This is a genomic window from Mucilaginibacter sp. MD40 (assembly GCF_002288635.1).
GTDB lineage: Bacteria > Bacteroidota > Bacteroidia > Sphingobacteriales > Sphingobacteriaceae > Mucilaginibacter.
Genome location: NZ_NRSW01000001.1, coordinates 3,027,988 through 3,049,011, shown reverse-complemented (window position 1 = coordinate 3,049,011; position 21,024 = coordinate 3,027,988). Strand labels below are relative to the sequence as shown.

General features: G+C 41.7%; 16 protein-coding genes. 5 read left to right on the top strand and 11 right to left on the bottom strand.

Annotated elements, in window-relative coordinates; translation table 11 throughout:
* Positions 1 to 53 precede the first annotated feature (53 nt).
* Positions 54 to 1,682: a hypothetical protein gene (locus CKK33_RS13755; RefSeq protein ID WP_095704654.1), complete on the top strand. Its 1,629-nt coding sequence runs from the start codon at positions 54 to 56 to the stop codon at positions 1,680 to 1,682.
* A 6-nt stretch (positions 1,683 to 1,688) separates the two neighbouring features.
* Here the strand turns inward: CKK33_RS13755 and CKK33_RS13750 are convergent, their stop codons facing one another.
* Complete coding sequence (locus tag CKK33_RS13750; protein WP_095704653.1) at positions 1,689 to 2,429, bottom strand: heavy-metal-associated domain-containing protein; 741 nt, start codon at positions 2,427 to 2,429, stop codon at positions 1,689 to 1,691.
* Between the two features lie 152 nt (positions 2,430 to 2,581).
* Here CKK33_RS13750 and CKK33_RS19820 point away from each other — a divergent pair, with 152 nt between their 5' ends.
* Positions 2,582 to 2,710, top strand: a complete 129-nt coding sequence (locus CKK33_RS19820; RefSeq protein ID WP_255404600.1) for a hypothetical protein — start codon at positions 2,582 to 2,584, stop codon at positions 2,708 to 2,710.
* Here the strand turns inward: CKK33_RS19820 and CKK33_RS13745 are convergent.
* Positions 2,707 to 4,617 carry a DUF3857 domain-containing protein gene (locus CKK33_RS13745; protein ID WP_095704652.1) on the bottom strand — a complete coding sequence of 637 codons (1,911 nt, stop codon included), beginning with the start codon at positions 4,615 to 4,617 and terminating at the stop codon, positions 2,707 to 2,709. The two genes, CKK33_RS19820 and CKK33_RS13745, sit on opposite strands and share 4 nt — an antisense overlap.
* Positions 4,614 to 6,587, bottom strand: coding sequence for a transglutaminase domain-containing protein (locus CKK33_RS13740; protein ID WP_095705860.1), 1,974 nt, complete (start codon positions 6,585 to 6,587; stop codon positions 4,614 to 4,616). The genes CKK33_RS13745 and CKK33_RS13740 overlap by 4 nt, the downstream gene beginning before the upstream one ends.
* Positions 6,588 to 6,693: 106 nt before the next feature.
* Between CKK33_RS13740 and CKK33_RS13735 the strand changes: the two genes are divergently transcribed.
* Entirely contained in the window at positions 6,694 to 7,719 is a 1,026-nt protein-coding gene (locus CKK33_RS13735) for a 3'-5' exonuclease (RefSeq protein WP_095704651.1), read from the top strand.
* 45 nt (positions 7,720 to 7,764) lie between these two features.
* Here CKK33_RS13735 and queG read toward each other — a convergent pair whose 3' ends face one another.
* Entirely contained in the window at positions 7,765 to 8,706 is a 942-nt protein-coding gene (gene queG / locus CKK33_RS13730; RefSeq protein WP_095704650.1) for a tRNA epoxyqueuosine(34) reductase QueG, read from the bottom strand.
* Between the two features lie 115 nt (positions 8,707 to 8,821).
* On the opposite strand from queG, the gene CKK33_RS13725 reads away from it, so the two are divergent.
* Together CKK33_RS13725 and CKK33_RS13720 are read left to right on the top strand one after the other, a co-directional pair.
* A complete protein-coding gene (locus tag CKK33_RS13725) occupies positions 8,822 to 9,190 on the top strand; it encodes an STAS/SEC14 domain-containing protein (RefSeq protein ID WP_095704649.1) in 369 nt (122 codons plus the stop codon).
* Positions 9,191 to 9,209: 19 nt separating this feature from the next.
* Entirely contained in the window at positions 9,210 to 9,482 is a 273-nt protein-coding gene (locus CKK33_RS13720; RefSeq protein ID WP_143822960.1) for a hypothetical protein, read from the top strand.
* A gap of 29 nt (positions 9,483 to 9,511) precedes the next feature.
* Here the strand turns inward: CKK33_RS13720 and CKK33_RS13715 are convergent, their stop codons facing one another.
* The 7 genes from CKK33_RS13715 to CKK33_RS13685 form a co-directional block, all read right to left on the bottom strand.
* Complete coding sequence (locus CKK33_RS13715; RefSeq protein WP_095704647.1) at positions 9,512 to 9,973, bottom strand: nuclear transport factor 2 family protein; 462 nt, start codon at positions 9,971 to 9,973, stop codon at positions 9,512 to 9,514.
* Between the two features lie 50 nt (positions 9,974 to 10,023).
* A complete protein-coding gene (locus tag CKK33_RS13710; protein WP_095704646.1) occupies positions 10,024 to 10,884 on the bottom strand; it encodes a polysaccharide deacetylase family protein in 861 nt (286 codons plus the stop codon).
* A gap of 145 nt (positions 10,885 to 11,029) precedes the next feature.
* A complete protein-coding gene (locus CKK33_RS13705; RefSeq protein WP_095704645.1) occupies positions 11,030 to 12,208 on the bottom strand; it encodes a Gfo/Idh/MocA family protein in 1,179 nt (392 codons plus the stop codon).
* Between the two features lie 10 nt (positions 12,209 to 12,218).
* Positions 12,219 to 14,507, bottom strand: a complete 2,289-nt coding sequence (locus CKK33_RS13700) for a GH92 family glycosyl hydrolase (protein ID WP_095704644.1) — start codon at positions 14,505 to 14,507, stop codon at positions 12,219 to 12,221.
* Positions 14,508 to 14,593: 86 nt separating this feature from the next.
* Positions 14,594 to 16,087, bottom strand: a complete 1,494-nt coding sequence (locus tag CKK33_RS13695) for a RagB/SusD family nutrient uptake outer membrane protein (RefSeq protein ID WP_095704643.1) — start codon at positions 16,085 to 16,087, stop codon at positions 14,594 to 14,596.
* 22 nt (positions 16,088 to 16,109) lie between these two features.
* A complete protein-coding gene (locus CKK33_RS13690; protein ID WP_095704642.1) occupies positions 16,110 to 19,535 on the bottom strand; it encodes a TonB-dependent receptor in 3,426 nt (1,141 codons plus the stop codon).
* Positions 19,536 to 19,754: 219 nt separating this feature from the next.
* A complete protein-coding gene (locus CKK33_RS13685) occupies positions 19,755 to 20,948 on the bottom strand; it encodes a FecR family protein (RefSeq protein WP_095704641.1) in 1,194 nt (397 codons plus the stop codon).
* Between the last annotated feature and the right edge of the window lie 76 nt (positions 20,949 to 21,024).

The window sequence follows — 21,024 nt, the reverse complement described above, 5'->3', positions numbered from 1 at the left end:
ACAGCATTAAGATAAATTTTTCTACATTGAAACATTAATTATTAACTAAAATAATGTTACGTCGCACCTTTATTAAAACTACCTCCGCTGCTTTTCTTACTGCTGTTTGCAGCCGCATAACTTTTGCGAACGCATTAGGCGGTCAATTGATCAACCATCCGGACGAGGCTTGGGCGCATACAGCGGAAGGTTGGATAAAGCTTACCGGTAACGGAACACTTTTTAAGGGCAAGGGTATAACAGTTGAACTCAAAAATAAAGGTAATGCTCAGGAGGTATATATACAATCACCTGAAACCGATCTTAAAGGCGTAAGGTTATCGTGGAAATATAATGCACAAAAATATAGCAAAATACTGGGCGACCATTGGGAACGTTCATACGGCGATCTGGGCTGGAAAGGTCCTGATGAACACAGGCCTAATCCGTGGTATGTGATGTTACATGATGGTAAGCAAACTGCTGGTTTTGGCGTAAAAACCGGTTGTAGTACCATTTGCTGGTGGGCGGTAAAACCCGGCAGCATGGAATTAACGCTCGATACCAAATCTGGCGGAGATGGGGTTAAGCTGGGTACACGTGTTTTACATGCCGCTGATATAGTAACTACTACAAGCGGAGTAAATGAAAATGCTTATGCAACCACCACGCGCTTTTGTAAGATGATGTGCGAAAAGCCGCGTTTGCCTAAACAGCCGGTTTACGGTATTAATGATTGGTACTTTGCTTATGGGAACAATTCGCAGCAACTCATACACGATACTACCAAAATAATGGCCGAGTACGCGGTAAGCGGTAACAAGCCATTCTCTGTTATTGATGACGGCTGGGAACAGGCTGATGATTTTTCAAAGCATAATGAAAAATTTGCCGACATGGCTAAAATGGCTGATGAAGTAAAGGCTTTGGGCATGCGGCCAGGTTTATGGACCAGGCCATTAATTGCCAGGGCGGATACGGCTAAAAGCAGGTTAGCCCCATCTATTAAAAACAGGGATAACTCCAATGAACGTATACTCGACCCATCTATACCTGAAAATATTGAACAGATCAAACATAATATCGTGTTGTACCGGAGCTGGGGTTATGAGATGGTTAAGCATGATTTTAGCAGCTGGGATATATTTGGCCGTTGGGGATCGCAAATGACGGCCGAGCTTACACCGCCCGGATGGCATTTTAACGACAAGACAAAAACTAATGCCGAAATTATCCTAAACATGTATACAGCCATAAGGCAGGCGGCAGATAATATGTATCTTATTGGTTGCAACACCTTAAGTCACCTTTCGGCAGGTCTGTTTGAGCTTAATCGTATTGGAGATGATACCAGCGGAAAGGAATGGGATCGGACTAAGAAAATGGGTGTAAATACGCTGGGCTTCCGATTGGTGCAAAACAATACTTTTTATGCCGCCGACGGAGATTGTGTAGGCATTACCAAATATGTAAAATGGGAAAATACCCAAAAATGGTTAACCCTGCTTGCTCAAAGCGGCTCACCATTATTTATATCTGCCGACCCTGCCGCGCTTGGCCAGGAGCAGAAAAATGCTGTTAAAGCAGCGTTTACGCATGCGGCAAAAGTACAGCCAACCGCTGAGCCGCTCGACTGGCTGGACAATAAAACGCCCGCTAAGTGGAAACTTAACGGGCAGGTAGTAACGTTTGACTGGGATTAATTAAGCTTACATCACCAACAGCATAACAGCGCTCATGGCAATCATGAGGCCGTCTTCAATAATGGTGATGGTGCTCATGGGTAAGTTAAAAACAGTTCCCAAACATGCACATTGTATAGCTCTTTTGTTTAACACACTTTGCAGAACGCCAATGATGCTTACAAGCATTACTACCAGGGTAATTGCGTTGGTTAATACCGGTTGAAAATTAATTGCGAAAGCTATACCTAAAGCCAGCTCTATAAACGCGTATATATAACCCCATGCACGTATCTTTTTAGCGATAATGTCATACATAGCGTAACTGTCTGCAAAGGCTGATAAATTCAGCATTTTAAAGAGTGAGAAGATGAGGAAAAAGCCGCTCATAAAAACGCGCATGCCCATTATCCAGCCTCCGTTGTAGGTTAAACTAATAAGCACAGAAAGGCCTGTAACGTAAGCGAAGATCAGTAATACCGGCTTATAGGTCTCCACAAAAGACCTGGTTTCAGTTTCATCAGCGGTAATTGGCGTTACTATGGGCTGTTGAGTTAAATGTTGTTCATCAATGGTATATTTGGGGTAAGCCGAAAGGGCATCTTTCAGCTTTGCAGTATCTACATGGTGCGACATGGTAATATCGCCGGTACCCTTTTCCAGGTTGATATCCACATTGGTAACTCCGGGTACCTGTGAGAGTAATTGATGAACTTTAGAAAGGCATCCGTTGCAGGTCATGCCGGTTATATCATATGTATGGGTCATTTTAATTAATATTTAGTTAACACAAAATTACGCATACTATCAAACTCGTAGGGTATAGATTGCCATGTTGTAAAGCAATTTTACAATACAAGTAGTTATTGCGATGATAGGCGTAATTTTATTAATTTTGACCTTTATAATATTCCCGGGGCGTGGCAAAGAACAAGAACGAATACTCTTTCTGGACTAAATACAAACGTTTTGCAGGTAACGAGATACTGCTTTACCTTGTTATGATCATAGGAATCATATTGGGTATCATTATATTCAGCTACATTTAATTTTTTATTAGCGATACGGTATAATTATCACTGTCGGCTACTTTCTGGTAAAAATCAACCAGTTCGGCATAACTATCTTTAGTGTAAGTGCCGTCTTTAATCTCAATCTGGCGTTTGTATGTGATCTTGCCGTCGGCAAACGTCATCGAGGCTTTAAATTTGCCAAATGGTGTGCTCAGGTTTCTTCTTACAGGTTCAGTATCTAAGCGGTAACCAGCAGGCAAGGTGTAGGTGATCTCATCCTCATCAGTAAAACCCCGGTTGATGTAAACGGGATTAATGCGATTACGAACATCTTTAACCGGACGTAAACGATTAAGTGGATTAAGCGAGAAATATAATTTACCGTTGTCTGCAGATGCAAATTCTGCTGCTTTAAATTTTATATTTTCAATACTAACCGGCATCGGTTTCTTGCTCTGTTTCAAATCAATTTTATTGATCTCCATATTGCTGATGTTGCTATACATTTTTTGAAGCGTTTTTACCTCTTCGGTAAATGGCTCATCAACAAGTTCCTCAACATTGTCATACTGGGTACCGGAGTAAACGGTTTGCATATCGCCGGTTAGGTTACCTGTGGCATCCAAAGTAAATTCGGCTTTGCGTGATTGTGTATTTTGTGTTGCAGTATATTTGGGCGTATGCATCAACTTTCCACCTTGTGGAGTACAAGCCAAAACGGTACGATCGTCGGTAAAACCGCTTAAAAAACCGAAAGGGATTTTTTGGCTGGTACACTCTAAAAACGTAGTGTCATTTTTGAACGGAAGGCAAAGTATTATATGATTTCCCTGATCCATAGAAGCGAAATCATTAAGCATGCTTATCTTTTTATTTGACCCGGCCTCAACCACACAATACCAAGATGTTATACCGGCCGTGTTAAAAAGCGCTTGTGTGTAGTTAACCAAACCCTTGCAATCTCCGTAGTTAAGGCGGTCAACCTCGGTAGCCGAATAGGGTTGAAATCCACCAATGCCCACCTGAACACTTATGTACCGTGTTTTCTTTTGCATATATTCATATAGGATACGGGCCTTCTCTTTATCGTCGGTAATGCCTTTGGTAAGCTGTTTAACCTGCTCTACAGTTTCAGGCAATAACTGCTGCCTGCCGTTTAATAAATTGTCGTATATCCAGCGCCCAAGATCGTTCCAGTTGCTATAAGAGCCCTTTATACCGGCATAGGTGAAATCTTTTGGGGCAATCTTAACTCTGCTTAAAGAGGTTTCAGCAGGAGGGCTAAACGGTTCGTTTCTTAATGCTTTAATATTATTTGCCTGCCATGTGTAAGTTTTTAATCCTTCTTTTGTTATGCCAGTTACCATTTTCGTAGGCATGTTGATCTCTTTATACCTAATCGTAAAATCGGGTTTGCATATAAAGGTGTAACTACTTTTTTCTACAGCCATGCCCGGTTGGCTGTTTGGCTCCCAATCATTAACGATAAGTGTTTGCTTTGATTTTATATCATATTCATAAGCTATCGTATATGGATAAGACCCATTAGCCGGACTGTATACCTTTACTCTTGAATCCTCATACAGCGAGAAACCATTTATCGCGCTTTCGTCACTAAATTCCCTTTCAGAGAACTTACCTGTTGGCTTTCCAAATTCGTTATAAATTGTACCTTTTATATTTTTGATGGCGTTAGCTTTATCGTAAAACAAAACAATGCGTGCCATATCATCACCATTGCTGTTTAATACTGTAATGGCTTTCTGTATATGATAAAACGTGTTGCCGGCATCCTTCACCTCAACCGTAGTGGTTTGGTTACGTATCACAGCACTGGCATAAGGTAATAGTTCCTTTGGGATTAAATCAACAGCGTAATTATCCTGCGCTTTAGCAAGCAGGCTACAAAAAGCTAATAACAGACAACAAAACAAACTCCTCATGATTTCTTTTTAAATACGATCTTGGCTTTTTCTGAGGCGATGATCTTGTTGAATAGTTCTTTTACGTAAGGATATTCTTCCGGCTCGTAAACAGATTTATCAAATTGTATAATGTTCGAATAGGTAAATACATTATCAGTATTACTAAACTGTGTTAAAAATTTACCGCCGTTATTTGGTAAGCCTATTGAAGCTGATTCGGGCGCGCTTTCTACTGTATAATTATCTGGTAAACGCATGGTGATTGTGTAGCGCTCAATAGATGGCATACCCCAGTCAACTGGATAATTACGTTCCTGTAATTTGAAAGGATTGTTTACTATACGATCAAACAAAATAGGGTTAAAACTTAAACGATCATGGTTGAGGTTGTCGTAAGCGTCAATCTCTACTTCGTATGTTTCACCTAATGGTTTTTCGAGGCTGTCGAGGTTGTCAAAGCTATATTTTAAAATTTTCACCTTTCCCAGCTTTTCGTCCAGGTTTTCTACATACTCATCAATGGTGTTGAACTTTTTAATAGCCTTACGTTTTTGGTACCCCTCGTATCCCATAGAGTAAACCACCATCGTGCCTTTTAATTTTCCATTGGGTTCAAGCGTAACACTGAGAGAATTTGTACTGACTTTTTTCTGCCGGTTTACCAGGTCTATCCAGTAGGAAGGCTCATCAAAGCTCATTACTCTTCCCTGGTCGTTTATGCATTTAAGTGGTAACATACCGAAAGGCAGCAGCGGGTCGGTAGCGTCAAGCAGGTAATAATCATTGCCAATATTTGCTTTGGCAATAACATAATTAAATTCGCGCTCTACAGGATATAAGCGATTAACTAATCCGTTTGACCGGGTTGACAATAGCACCGCTTCTGTCTTTATCCCTGCTGAGTTTAACGCCGCAACTAAAGCCAGGTTAATATCTGCTACATCGCCGGTATGCGTATCGAGTGCCTTGCGGACGTTATCACTGTATTTAGCGTAAATTTCGTTCCACTTAATGTTCTTTTTAATGTAGCTGTAAACCGCTTCGGCCTTTTCCATTTCTGTGGTTTTGCCGGCAATTACCGGTGCGATGTAAGGGCTAAGCAGGTTCTTTTTTATTTGCGAGCCAAAATAATCCGAATGTTTAAGGTTATAGTCAATGTCTTTCCACTCCTTGGTTTCTCTTTGCTTTACATTGGTATATGGGTTTATCCATTCCTGCAAATCAAAATATACAGCCGAAATAAAGTTCTTGGAAGCAGTCATATAGTCCTCTTCAATAAACGCGGGGATATCATTTATACCATATCTAAGGTAAGAGCAATCGCATTTTGCGCCATGGCTGCTAAAGCATTCGCGTTCTACTTCGGCGGTATTTGTAGTTAATTTAAGTATGCCGCGTATGCTGGCGCTGTAATTCCAGTATGCCGGTATGTGTACTTCATACTGCGAATGTATTTTCGGTATATCGCTTTGAAATTCCCAGGAAGGGAAGCGATAAAATCCTGGAATAGTCTTGGTATAACTATATTCTATGATACAGCCGTTGCGAAGGTTAGGCAAGGCAAATTTTACCTGTTTCCAATATTTATTTTCAGTTACCCTGTAAATTTTTGATGGTGAAAGCTCAGCTGTTTGCGCACCACCGTTATCATCAATATAGTTAGTCACCGCTTTTATATCGTCTATTTCATCTGTTGTATTGTCGTTATCATATAAGGGTATTTCTACAGTACCTTTGTTAAAGGCCTTACTATCCAGTATTTTTATTTTAACATGGTATTTATAGGTCATTGAAATATGGTCACTTGCGCTCACATCTATTTTTGTGGAGCCAAATTCGTCAATCACATAAGCATGTGCCGAAGTATCATTTTTATATGTCTTTTGTTGTAGTTCATCAAGGGTGAATTTGCCGAATTGAAAGTCCTGTGCTTGTGATACGCAGGCAAACAGCATTATTGCCAGCAGGTTAGGTAAAAATTTGCGCATTAGTTTGGTATTAATTAAGTCTCCGAAAAATATCACTTTTTTGGCGAATATTTGATGTGAAAAATAAGGCTGTTTTTGCCACCTTTGTAACAATCATATACAGTAAATGAAACTACAATTAAAACGGCCGCTGGCATTTTTTGATCTTGAAACCACAGGTACAAATATCGGTGCCGACCGTATCGTTGAAATATCCGTAATAAAACTCCATCCCGATGGTACAGACGAGGTTAAGACCTGGCGCGTGCATCCGGGTATACCTATCCCGCTTGAGTCATCATTGGTGCATGGTATTTATGATGAACACATCCAAAACGAAAAGCAGTTTAAGGAATTGGGGCAGGAAATAGCTGATTTTATCCACGAAAGCGATTTGGCGGGCTATAATTCCAATAAATTCGATATCCCTATGCTGATGGAGGAGTTTTTACGCGCCGGTGTAAACTTTGATTTGGAAAGCCGCCATTTTGTTGATGTACAAAACATTTTTCACCAAATGGAGCAGCGTACCCTGAAAGCTGCTTACCAGTTTTACTGTAACAAGGAGATCCTTAACGCGCATTCGGCAGAGGCTGATACAAGAGCGACCATGGAAGTACTGCTGGCGCAAATTGAGCGCTACGCCGATACCGAATGGGAAGACAAAAAAGGAAACAGGAGCAAGCCTGTGGTAGGAGATGTTGAGGCCTTGCATAAATTTACCAATTTAAGCCGGCCTGTTGACTTTGCAGGCCGAATGGTTTATAATGAGCAAGGCGAAGAACTGATCAATTTCGGTAAACACAAAGGCAAACGTGTTGAGGATGTTTTTGACGTAGAGCCAAGCTATTACTCATGGATGATGCAGGGTGATTTCCCGCTGTATACTAAACGTAAACTGGAAGAGATATATAAGCGCTGGAATGCTAAAAAAGCGGCTTCGCGGCAGCAAAACCGGGTGCAGCCACCTAATCAGGGTGGGGGTGCGCCATCATCCAATAATGTTTTTCAAAATAACGGCCCTAAAAGTAGCCCATCAATTCATCAGGGGCAACAACAGTACCCAAAACCATTTAAAAAGAAGGAAGAGCCTGCTAAACCGGTAGATGAGGATATGTTGGCACAATTAGCTAACAAGTTCAGGAAAGGGTAGTCAATATTCTATGACTGCATTAGGCTGCATTTAGGTGAGCAGCCTTTAACTATTGTTTTTCAGAAAGTTGATGTTTCTTTTAAGACCATAATACTTGGTTCGTTTTACGGCCGAGTTTTTAAAAACTTTCTGAAAAACATCGGTAGTTAGTTCTTCCCATTCCTGCTGTTTTAAACCCAATAAATCGGCATTTGGTTTAAAGGCAGGCTCCTGATGTAATACCGAAAACCTGTTCCATGGGCATACATCCTGGCAAACGTCGCAGCCGAACATCCAGTTGTCCATTTTACCTTTAAACTCCTGTGGTATTTCGTTTTTTAATTCAATAGTGAGGTAGGAGATACAGCGGCTGCCATCAACTATATAAGGGCCAACTATGGCCTGTGTGGGGCAGGCATCAATACAGCGGGTACAATCACCGCAATGGTCGGCGGTAGGGGCAACGTCGTAGGCAAGTTCTATATCAACTATAAGTTCTGCTAAAAAAAAGAACGACCCCCTTTTCTTACTGATGAGGTTAGCATTCTTTCCTATCCACCCTAAGCCCGCTTTTTTTGCCCATGCTTTATCCAGCACCGGTGCCGAATCAACAAAAGCGCGACCACCAACTTCGCCTATCTGTTCATTTATTGTTTGCAATAAAAGCTTTAGCTTATCTTTAATAACACCATGGTAGTCAGCGCCATAGGCATACTTGGATATTTTTGGTGCCAGCGGATCTTCAGCCTTTTGGTTGGTATAATAATTTAAACCAAGCGAAATAACCGACTTCGCGCCATCAACCAGTAACCGTGGGTCAAGGCGTTTATCAAAGTAATTTTCCATGTACTTCATTTCGCCATGCATCCCTTTTTTTAGCCAGTTTTCCAGCCTGGGCGCTTCATCTTCCAAAAAGCCTGCGGGCGATATACCACAAAATAAAAAGCCCAGCTCAGCAGCTGCTTTTTTTATGAGTTGCGAATATCCCTGTAACCTTTGTTGCACCATACAAAGATAACTAAACGCGTGTATTCACAAATCTTCAGGGCTTTAAATTAAGGGTAAATAAATTTCTTTTTAAACAAATTTAATGCTTTTGGTATTCTATTAATAAAACATTGGTATGCTGCAATTTATTAAAGATCTACCAAAACATGTAGTTGGTATACATGCTATAGGCGAAGTGACAAAGGATGATGTAGATAAGGTGTTAATACCAAAAATTGATGAACTGGTTAAACGCCAGGACGAAATTAATTATCTACTGATATTGGAAACCGATGTACAAAACTGGAGTACTGGCGCCTGGCTCTATGATATTAAAATGGGTATAAGGAATTTTACCAAATGGAATAAAATAGCTGTAGTAAGCGATCAAAAGGGTGTGCAATGGTTTACAGAAGTGTTTCATTTTTTTGTTCCGGGCAAATCAAAGGGCTTTTCTTTAAATAATTTGGATGAAGCCGTAAAATGGGTGTCGGCAAATGATTAATATAATAAATAATAAAACTATGGAAAATACAAATGGAGGTTTTGACCGAGCAAATGAACAAGGGCAAAACCATGATACAAAAGGCAACATCGAAAATTTAAACAACGAACAGGTTGCAACAAACACTGATGACAACGAGCTGGATAAAAGCGAGGTTACATCTGTGCAAGATAAGCCTGATGATACAAGGGTAAAAACAGTTGTTCCGGGTAATGATAATGGAGAACCGGGGGCTCCAACTGATGAAAATTCATCAAACAAAGGACAAGGCCCTTCAGGAGAAAATTTATAGTAAAAACGCCCTTAGGATAAGGGCGTTTTTTATTTGGTATGATAAAGCCTTTGATTTGAATAAGTTGCTTCGCTTATAATTTTGTTATTCTTTATCCTGAATATACTGCAATTTCGTTGATCATGACGTAACTGGCTGCCCGGTTTATCTCTTAAGCCTACAATATCATATTCTACCACTACAGTACTGTCATTATTAATGATATTATCAACAAGGTATTTAGCGTCCGGAGAGGTGTAAAATAATTGATGAAACATCTGGTCGGCACCCTGGGGGCCATAACTTTCTCCATCCCAGTCTGTAGTGGTGATTTTTGATTTATCGGCATACTGTGATACAATAGCTTTGAGGTCGTGGTCATTTAAATACCTGAAATGCTCATCAATCAATTGCCTGAACTGCTCCCCAGGTATTACAGCTGGTTTTTCGGCTTGATGGTTGCAGCCAACAATAAGTACTGTTAATAATAAAAATAAGCTGATACGGCTCATGGTTGATAAATAAAGAAAAAGCCTTCCTTATGTAGGAAGGCTTGGATGATTTAGAAACTATGTTTAATGCTATTACTTAACGTTTTTGTGCTCCAGTAGCCGCTATCTAATATTCGGCGTATAGTAAACAGGGGTTCATTCGGGTCACGTTTTTCAGCAAGCTGAAAAGCGCCGATAAAGCCGCGTTTTTTTAACTCAGGTATACCTTGCTCATTCCATAACCCAAAAGGATAAGCAAACCAGGTGATTTTTTTGCCGGTAATTTCTTCCAGTTTTTTAGTGGGTTTGTCTATCTGGGTTTCCCAATCCTTACCCTGGAATTTTTTAAAGTTGTGATGATCCCAGGTATGTGAACCTATCACATGGCCGGCATCACTCAATTGTTTGATCATTTCCTTGGTCATATAATGTGGGCGACCAATAGATACTGTCATTACAAAAAATACACCTTTAAAACCATACTTTTTCATTTCAGGCGCGGCTATGGTGAACTGGTCAAGGTCGGTATCGTCAAAAGTAAGCATGATAGGTTTAGATGGCAATGAAGCGCCATTCACCAGGTAATTATATAACTGATCGGGCAGTATGGTGTGGTAACCGCTATCTGCCAGCATTTTCATGTGCTCTTTAAACGCGGCTATTTGTACAATATAATCTTTGGCACCTTTTGAATCTGTTGCTTTCCAATCACGTATCTGGTGGTAGCATAACACTGGTACTTGTTTACGCGCCATGATAGCGGCCTTGTCAATAGGCCCCTTTGCTACATTAGCCGCTGGGGCTTCGGTAGTTGTGGAAGCTTTTGAACTGCTGTCTGAAAGGGTTTTTTTATCAGAATTTGCCGGTTTCGACTGGCAAGCCACCATGCCGAAAACACATAGTGGTAATAGTGCGGAAAGTTGTTTCATCATAGCGTACAAGTGTAAATTAACACCTGCTAAATTATGATATTTTATATGGCAATGTTAACCATTTGCAAATAAATTATCATCGCAAACGGTATCAAAAGGAAAGCCCCGCATTTATGGCGAGGCTTTCTTTTTTTGCAATGAAGCTTTACAGTACTATCCGTTTACCTTCGGCTATGGAGCGTTTGGCAGCATCTAATATCTGCATTACTATCATGTTATTCTTTAACGATGAGCGGTCTGTGATACCCTTTAGGCGGTCCTGAACCACCATCTGCAGATAGGCTATCGGGTTATCATAAGTAGGTGACAAAGGAGGCGCTACAGAAGTTACCGGTGGCATTTTGTCGATATGGGTAAATAAATTATCCTTATCAATAGCATGTATGTAACCTTCATCCCCAAAAACTTCCAGGTCTTTTATAGAAAAAGGCCAATTCCATGATGCCTCGATAATACCTGTGGCCGATGGATATTCAACAATTATCGTCGCGTCATCTTCCACTTTCGGGTACGTTTTAGGTTTGTAATGGCGGGCGATGGCTGTTACGGCAATAGGTTTTTGACCACGCATCAACCATGTCATGATGTTGGCTCCGTAGCAGCCAAAATCTGTAAGCGCGCCGCCGCCATTCATATCCGGATCGGTAAGCCAGGCGGTAAAATCCTTACTGCATCCAATTTCCTTAGGCCCCTGATGCCCGTCATGTACGATCATTTTACGTATCTGGCCCAAGCTGTCTTTATCGGCAATTTTGTAAACCTGCTGAAAAGAAGGATACCAGGTGGTTTCGTAATTGGTAAGTAACTTAATATAGTTTTTCAGTGCCAAGAATTCCATGCGGCTGGCTTGTGCCAGCGTTGCCGCCAATGGTTTTTCTACCATTACAGATATGCCCAATGGCGCGCAAACCTCAACTATATCAATATGTTTAGCAACCGGGTTATAACCCAAAACCACATCTGGCTTTTTGGTGGTTACCATCTTTTTCAGATCGTCAAACAGAATGGAGTCTGGCAGATTGTAGGTTTGCTGCATACGTGTACGCAGGTCTTTGTTAGTTTCGGCAATACCTACAATATTCACCTTTCCATCCCTGTAATCGCTTAAGATCAGGTTAACATGATCGTGCGATAGGCCGGCAATACCAAACTTCATGGTACTCAGCAGTACCGGTGGCTTAGGCGTTGTAACAGCATTAGCCGTTGCCAGTAATATGGGTTTATTACCTGCAACGGGTGCGGGTTTTAATACCTGCGCTTTAGCAATATTTACAAACGCACTTATTACAGTGGCAAAGCATAACAGTGTTTTTGCAATCTTCATTACAATAGCTTTAGTTTTTGGCAGTTGATAAAGAATAAGGCACGTCTGCAGCTTTGGCACCACGGGCTTTATTTGGTGTAGCCGACATGTTAAAGTTAAGTGTTTCACCCATTAATAAGGCCTCATGGCTTAACCAGTTATTGCTGTATGGTTTACCATTTACAGTCAATGAACTAACATATCTGTTGGTAGCGCTGTTATTTGCCGCGTTAATATTAACCGTTTTGCCATTTTCAAGCTTTAAGGTAATTTTCTTAAAGAGCGGTGCACCCAATACATACTGGTCTGTTGCCGGGCAAACCGGGTAGAAGCCCATAGCAGAAAATACATACCAGGCTGATGTTTGGCCGTTATCCTCATCTCCGCAGTAACCATCGGGCGTTGCTTTATATAACTTGTTCATCACGTCGCGCACGTGCAATTGAGTTTTCCATGGCTCGCCGGAATAATTGTACAGGTAGATCATGTGTTGAATAGGCTGGTTGCCATGTGCGTACTGGCCCATACCGGCAATCTGCATTTCGCGTATCTCATGTATCACCTCACCATAGTAGCTATCGTCAAATACAGGTGGCAGGCTAAACACCGAATCCAGCTTTGCGGTGAATTTTTGTTTGCCGCCCATCAAGTCGATCAGGCCCTGTATATCATGGAAAACGCTCCAAGTGTAGTGCCAGCTATTGCCTTCGGTAAAGGCATCGCCCCATTTAAAAGGGTTAAATGGCGTTTGGAAGCTGCCGTCCTTGTTTTTACCACGCATTAAACCGGTTTGCTTATCAAACAGGTTACGGTAGTTCATGGCACGTTTACGGTATGTTTCTGTTTCAGTTACCGGCTTACCCAATGCCTTACCTAATTTGTAAATGGTAAAATCATCATAAGCATACTCGAGGGTGCGAGCCGCATTCTCATTTATTTTTACATCATAGGGTACGTAGCCTAATGATTTATAATAGTCAATACCATCGCGGCCGGTAGCTTCCGGGCCATCATTATTAGCGCCGTGTACCAAAGCCTCGTACAGTGTGTTAATATCATAACCACGGCCACCTTTTAAATAAGCATCAGCAACAACAGATGCCGAGTTGTTACCGATCATCACGTTAGCATATCCCGGGCTGCTCCACTCTGGCAGCCAGCCGCCTTCTTTATAGTCATTTATCAGGCCCTGCTGCATTTCCTTATTGATAGACGGATACATCAGGTTAAGAAATGGATACAGCGCGCGGAACGTATCCCAAAAACCTGTACCAGCGAATTTGTAACCCGGCAGTACTTTTCCGTTTTGCGCGCTGTAGTGTATTGGCGCTCCGTTTGCGTCTAATTCATACATTTTATTCGGGAAGAATAACATACGATACAAACACGAGTAAAAGGTACGTACCTGGTCAACAGAACCGCCTTCAACAGCCACACGGCTTAAGGTTTTATTCCATATATCACGGGCCTTTTGTTTAGTAGCATCAAAGCCATCATTCCCTATTTCGCGTTTTAAGTTCAGTTCTGCCTGTTCTTCGCTAATGAACGATGATGCTACACGCAGGTTTACCTTTTCTCCTTTGGCCGTTTTAAAGCCTACAACAGCCATTGCGTGTTTGTCTTTGATAGATGTTTCGCCTGCTGATAAAGTAGTATCGCTATATACCTGCGCGGTAGTGATCGGTTTATCAACATAGATCACAAAATAGTTCTTGAAGTTTTTAAGCGGGCCGCGGGCATATTTGGTTGAATAACCAACTATCTTTCTCTCGCCGGGTATAACCTTTACGTATGAGCCTCTGTCAAAAGCGTCAATAACTATAAAAGAATTATCGTTTTGAGGGTAGGTAAACCTGAATTGCGCGGCGCGCTCGGTTGTTGTAATCTCGGTAGTTACATCGTGGTCGGCCAGGTACACGCTGTAATAATATGGTTTGGCTATTTCAGTTTTATGTGAAAACCAACTTGCACGGCCATTTTGAGAAACATTCAGCGCGCCTGTTACCGGCATTATGGCAAACTGCCCATAATCATTCATCCAGGGTGATGGCTGGTGGGTTTGCTTAAACCCATTTATTTTGTAAGCATCGTAAGTGTATTGCCATCCGTCGCCCATTTTACCGGTTTGAGGGGTCCAGAAATTCATGCCCCATGGCACAGCAACGGCAGGGTAGGTGTTGCCATTACTCAGGTCATATTTTGATTGCGTCCCCATCAGCGGGTTTATCCATTCAGCAGGTTCGGTAACCTTACTTACCTGTTGTGCAAAAGATTGAGCAACAAAAAATAACGAACTTAAAAAGAGTAGTCCTTTTTTCATCAATGTTTAGTTAGTTGTTTTATATAAGCGACTGTAAATATAAAAGACCGGCAGCTAAGGCCGGTCTTTTATCCTATAAATTTTACTTACCAACCAGGATTTTGTTTCAAATTTTTGTTGGTATTGATCTCTCTTTGTGGTATCGGCCACAAATAATACTGTTCTTTAAATTTAACACCCTGCTCTGTTGGTGTTGTAGTAGCATCACCAAATATGTTTGTTGTAGGGTTGTAGGTTTGATGGGTGCGCTGCACATCAAAGTAAGCTTTGTTCTCGTAAGCAAGCTCATGATAACGCTCTTTCCAAATAGCTATGCGGAATTGATCTTTAGATAAGCCGCTCAGATCCGATAATTTTGCACGTCTGCGAATAGCGTTAACAGCGTCATAGGCATCCTGCGTAGGGCCGTTCACTTCGTTGCTGGCTTCGGCATAGATCAATTGTGCTTCCGGCAGGCGTAAAAATGTCCAGTTCTCATCACTTATACCATTGCCCAAGGCACTTTCCACATGGAAGTACTTGTATAACGCATGTACACCAAACTGTATAATAGTTTGCGGCTCTTTATCCTTTGGATAGCTTGAGAAATAAAACTGGCGCTCCTGCGCGCGTAAGTCGCCCTGTTCATAACTTGCAACGAAATCATCAGTAGGTATCATAGCACCCAGGTGGTCGCCGTATGAGCCTACCTGCAGGTTAAATGGCAGTGTTAATTGCGGTATGGCATTATCACGTACCCCAACAAGGTAATTGCTTTGGAAAATGAGCTCGCCCTGGTTTTTGTGAGCGTTATCATGCAAATAAGCATAATCGGTAAACAGGGTATACCAACCCAACACATCTTTAACCTCGGCTGCGGCTTTCGCATAGTTTTCGGTTTTCTTTAGCGGATAACCGGCCGTAGTTAAGTATACACTGCCAAGCAATGTTTTAACAGCGCCAAGCGATACTTTACCGGTTTGGTCGGTGTTAGGCAAGTTTGTTTTTTTAGCGGCTTCAAGATCGCTGATGATCAGATTGTAGACATCCTGTTGCGGTGCGCGCGAAGCGTACAGATCCGGGCTGTTTACCTCCACAGGAGTGGTTACCAACGGTACATCGCCGTATAGCCTTACCAGGTGATAATAAAAGAAAGCCCGCAGGAAATAAACCTGACCCAGTAAGTTATCCTTTGTACTTTGGTCGATAGCCATTTTGGGTATACGGTCTAATGCCAGGTTAGCATTGGCAATGGCATTGTAGCTACTTCTCCATACCGTTTCAAAACCCGGATTTACAGCATCTGTACGTTGGTTTATGACGTTGCCATTGTTTACACTCTGACCTAATGATGTAGCATGACCCGCGAAAAGCTCGATAGTGATAAACGGGCTTTCACCATAAGCATCACCATTCTGAAACATGTATAATGAAGTGTATATACCATTAACAAAGGATTGTGCTTGCCCCGCATTCTGGAAATAATTTGATTTATCGAAATTACTGTAATTCTTCTCGTCGAGATATTTTTTACAGCTGGTGGCGGATATCGTTAGTATAACTAACAAACCTATACTATATTTTTTGATGTTGAATTTCATGATTGATATAGATTTGAATTAATTAAAAGCTTGCGTTTACACCCAATAAGAATGTCCTTGGTTTCGGATAATCATAAAACTGGATGTTTTGAGTGAAGTTGCTTGATGGCCCCTGGTTAAAGTTGGCATTACCGTTATAGGTAGATACTTCAGGATCGTAACCGCTGTATTTGGTAATAACAAACAGGTTTTGTGCCTGAGCGTATACCCTTAAACGGGTTAGTTTAATTTTATCTAAAACCGATTTGCCAAATGTGTAGCCCAATGTTACCGCACGGCCGCGAATAAAGTTACCGCTCTCTACCTTGGTCGAATAGATCTCGGTTTGATATCGTACATAAGCCGGGCGTGTTTCGGCAATGTTGGTATTCTGGTTCTCAGGCGTCCACGCATTTAAAACCGTAGCATAGCTGTTGGCCTGTCCGGTACGGTCTTCACCGGAGTGTTTAGTGAGGTTCATGATCTGGTTGCCGTAGTTAAACTGCAGATCAATACCCAGATCAATGTTTTTATAGCTGAAATTATTGATCAATGAGCCATAGCCATCAGGTATTGATTTTCCTAACACTACCTTATCCGCAGAGGTCACTTTGCCGTCGTTATTGGTATCCTGTATCTTCAGGTCGCCGGGAAGCAAACCGTATGAGGCCGCTTTAGCAGCTTCGCTGGTTCCCCAGGTACCTAATACCTTATAACCATAGAAACTACCGGCAGGTAAACCAACACGCATCAGGTTAAATTGCGACAGAAATACAGGATCGAGGAAGATGTCGTCATTAGATTCGCCCAGTGCAAGCACCTTGTTTTTCAGGAAAGAAATATTGAAGGTGGTGTTCCAGGTAAAATCGTTGGATTTAATGTTTTGTGTATTGATCGATAGCTCGATACCCTTATTCTGTAACTTACCTATGTTTTTAAATACACTGGTAAAGCCACTGGTTTCTGGCAGAGGTGCATTAAGCAACAAAGCCTGAGTTTTTTTCAGGTAGGCATCGGCATCAATAGTTACACGGTTGTTGAACAAACCAAATGAAACACCAAGGTTGTATTCAGCTGTTTTTTCCCATTGCAGGCTTGGGTTACCAATACTGGTAAGTGTTGTACCAATGGCTTGCGTACCGCCAAATACATAATTGGTGGTATTGATGTTAGCTAACGAACGATATTGTCCGATCTCTGAGTTACCTGTTAAGCCGTAGCTTAAACGCAACTTAAGATCTGAAATGGTTTTGTTATCTTTCAGGAAATCTTCCTGCGACATTCTCCAGGCAAAAGCTGCAGACGGGAAGAAACCATATTTTGAGTTTGCTCCAAAACGTGATGAACCATCCACACGACCGGTTACTGTGAACAGATATTTATCTGAAAGCGTGTAATTTAACCTGCCATAATATGATTGCATTTGCCATGCGGTGAAGTTGGATGAAGGAAGACCAGGTGTAGCACCACTTCCCAGATTATAATACTGGTAATAATTATCGGCAAGGCCACGGGTTGAACCGTATGACTGTAACTGCGAAAAGTTTTGGCGCTCGGTACCTAACACCGCGCTAATAGTATGTATTTTGTTAATGGTGGTATTGTAAGTAAAATAGTTTTGCCATTGCCAAAAGGTACGGTTGTACTCGTCAATAGAAGCAGAGCTGTATTTCTGATCGGCAGTAGCACCACCTACAAGGCCGCTTGCAAAGCGCGGAATATAATTACCCGCAGTGGTAACACCTAAAACAGAACGGAACTCAAGCCCTTTAAACAGGTTGATATTAGCATACCCGTTTCCGCTAAATACGCGAATACGTGCCAATTCCTGTATCTCATTCGCCTGTGCTACAGGGTTGTCGCCACCTTCCATATTAGGGTAGTCGGTACGTTTACCGTAGCTGCCATCAGGGTAACGGATAGGGATAATTGGTATCATCTCCACCAGCATACGCGGAATGTTGTTACCACCTTGCCCATAGCTGGCAGAGCGCTGGTCTTGAGCATTGTAGTTTAAAGTAGCCCCAATTTTTAACCACGGTTTTACCTGGTTATCAACCGTTAAGCGGGCATTGTAGCGTTTTAAATAGCTGTTAAGAATTATACCTTGGTCATCGGCATAATTTAAAAATAAACCATAATTGATGTTTTCTGAGCCGCCGGTTACCGATACATTGTGGTTTTGACTTACGGCCGTGCGGGTAGTAGCATCCTGCCAGTCTACATCATACAGCGGGTTTAAATTAGCATCAAACAATTTACCTATTAAAGCCGTACGTATTTTTTTAGGGTCTTTGTCGGCATAGTTACCTTTAGCCCAACCCTGCGGATCGTATTTCTGTATGTTTGCATAACCTTTGTCCTCTATAGCCAAAAATTCTTTAGCATTTAACACATCCAGTTTTTTAGCCATGTTGCTAATGCTTACATAACCATCATAACTTACCGTACTCGGGCGGTTCTTAGCGCCGCGTTTAGTAGTAATGAGGATAACACCGTTGGCACCACGTGTACCATAGATAGCGGTTGATGAAGCGTCTTTCAGCACGTCGATCGTAGCCACATCATTAGGGTTAATGGCGTTACCACCTTCTGTCCAGATGATACCGTCAACAACATACAAAGGATCGGTACTGGTGTTAATAGAGCTGTAACCACGTATACGTACACGAGTATTACCGCCAGGTTCGCCCGAGTTGGTTGAAACGTTTACACCCGCGATACGGCCTGCTAATTCCTGCTCCAAATTGGTTTGAGGGCGCTCCTGCAAGGTTTTAGCATTAACGCTTCCTACAGATCCGGTCACATCTACACGCCTTTGTGTACCATAACCTACAACCACTACCTCATTAAGTGATTTTTGCTCTTCGGCCAAGGTTACATTGATAACTGTTCGGTTTGCTATCGCTATTTCCTGGGTGGTATAGCCTAAAAAACTGAATATCAGCGTGCCGTTGGCATCCGGTACATTTAACCGGTATTTTCCTGTAGCATCAGTTGTGGTACCAATGGTTGTACCTTTCAATTTTACGTTTACGCCGGGTATAGGCCCCTTGGCGTCACTAACGGTACCCGTAACGTCAATTGCATTTACGTGGTTAGTGGCTTCAGCATCTTTTCTTTTAACCACTATGGTTTCCTGAAATATTTTGTAGGTGAGGGGCTGATCTTTGAAGGCCTGATCGAGCGCCTGGCTTACGGTAGCCTGTTCTACATTAACACTAATGTTACCGGATGCGGCCACATCTTGTTTGTTATACATGAAATGATACCCGGTTTGTTTTTCAATTAAACGGAGTACCCTTTCAACAGAGGCATTTTTTTGGTGAATGGAAACCGTTTGGCTAAACGTTTTGGCGCTAACATTCATTAATGCTGCAATTATTAAAATGGCAGTAAGTTTCATGACCAATAAAACTTTGGAGAGTTTAGACCATGCCAAAGGCATAGCCTTAGAATTAAAATTCATAAGTTTGTGTGTTTGGGTTAAACATAAAGTTCAATTCGTCGATTGCAATGGAGTGGGAACCCAGGCATTTATGCCGGGAAGTGGGTCGAAACACTTTCCGGTTTTTTTATGCACCACGCTCAACCTTACCGGTTGAAAGTTCCCTTAAGTGTTTAGCTGGTTAGTGGTATTTCTGTCATCATAATTGTTTTTGTTTATATTAAGTGTTGGTTTATTCTGTTAATTAACTACAATATTATTGCCTTCAATTTCAACGTTTACCCCTGCATACTTAAGCATATTAAGTAATTCGGATGCTTTAACATTTTTTGAAATGCGCCCATTAAATTCCTGGTTGGGTACACGGCCTTTATAAACCACATTCACATTATACCATCTTGAGGCCTGGCGCAGTATAGCGTCTATTTTGGCATCCCTGAACTGGAAAAGGCCGTTTTTCCATGCCAGCTCATCATCCACATCAACATTATTCAACACTTTGTTTTTGCCATCAGAGTTGATCTGTGCCTGCTGCCCCGGTACGAGCTTAGCGCTAAAACCACCGCTATGTATATTTACCGAACCTTCCAAAAGGGTGGTCTTCATTACCTGTTCATCATCATAAGCCATCACATTAAAATGAGTGCCCAAAACTTGAATCTCTGCACGCGGCGCTTTTACTTTGAATGGCATATCCGGCATTTTGGCTACCTCGAAATAAGCTTCGCCGGTAATAGAAACCTGCCTTATATGGCCTGTAAAACGAGTTGGAAAGGTTAATGAAGAAGCTGAGTTTAGCCACACGTGCGTGCCATCAGGCAGGGCAACCTGGTACTGACCGCCTTTTGGGGTAGATATGGTATTTAACACTGGTGACGTATCTGTTGATGATGTAAGAGCAGCGGTATTATAGATAACTTGTCCATCTGCCGTCTTTTTTATCAGTGTTTTGCCTTCTGTTGCTAACGTTCCTACGTTTGCATCATCCAATGTAATGGTGTTTCCATCAGCCAGTTTAAGTATGGCTTTATTACTGCCCGGAAGCGCGTCGTTTTGTGGCGCCTGTTGTTTTTTATGAATAGCAAGGTGCTTATATGGCTTTAGCCTGATATTATTTGTCCAAACAGTTACCGCAACAACAGTTAACATGGCGGCCACGGTAACAATGCTGATCCACCTGATTAAGCCAATTTTTCGTTGTTTTACAGGAGTAGCTGTTAGTATATGGAAAAGCATTTGATGCTTTTGCTGTTCATTAAAAACTTTTTGTTCAATATGAAGATCATTCCATGTTTGCTCAATAAGCACCTGCAGATCAGGGTCATGTTCACCCTCGCTAATTAAGGCAAACAATTCATCGCGCTCCTGTTCAGTAGCAGTTTTATGGTAATAACGATGAAAAAGGTATTGTAACCTTAATTTTGAAGTGCTCATTAAATGTTTATTATCGGTTATAAAAGAGGGGGTACTCAATTAACAAGACACCGGGATGCGTAAAAAAGGGGGTATG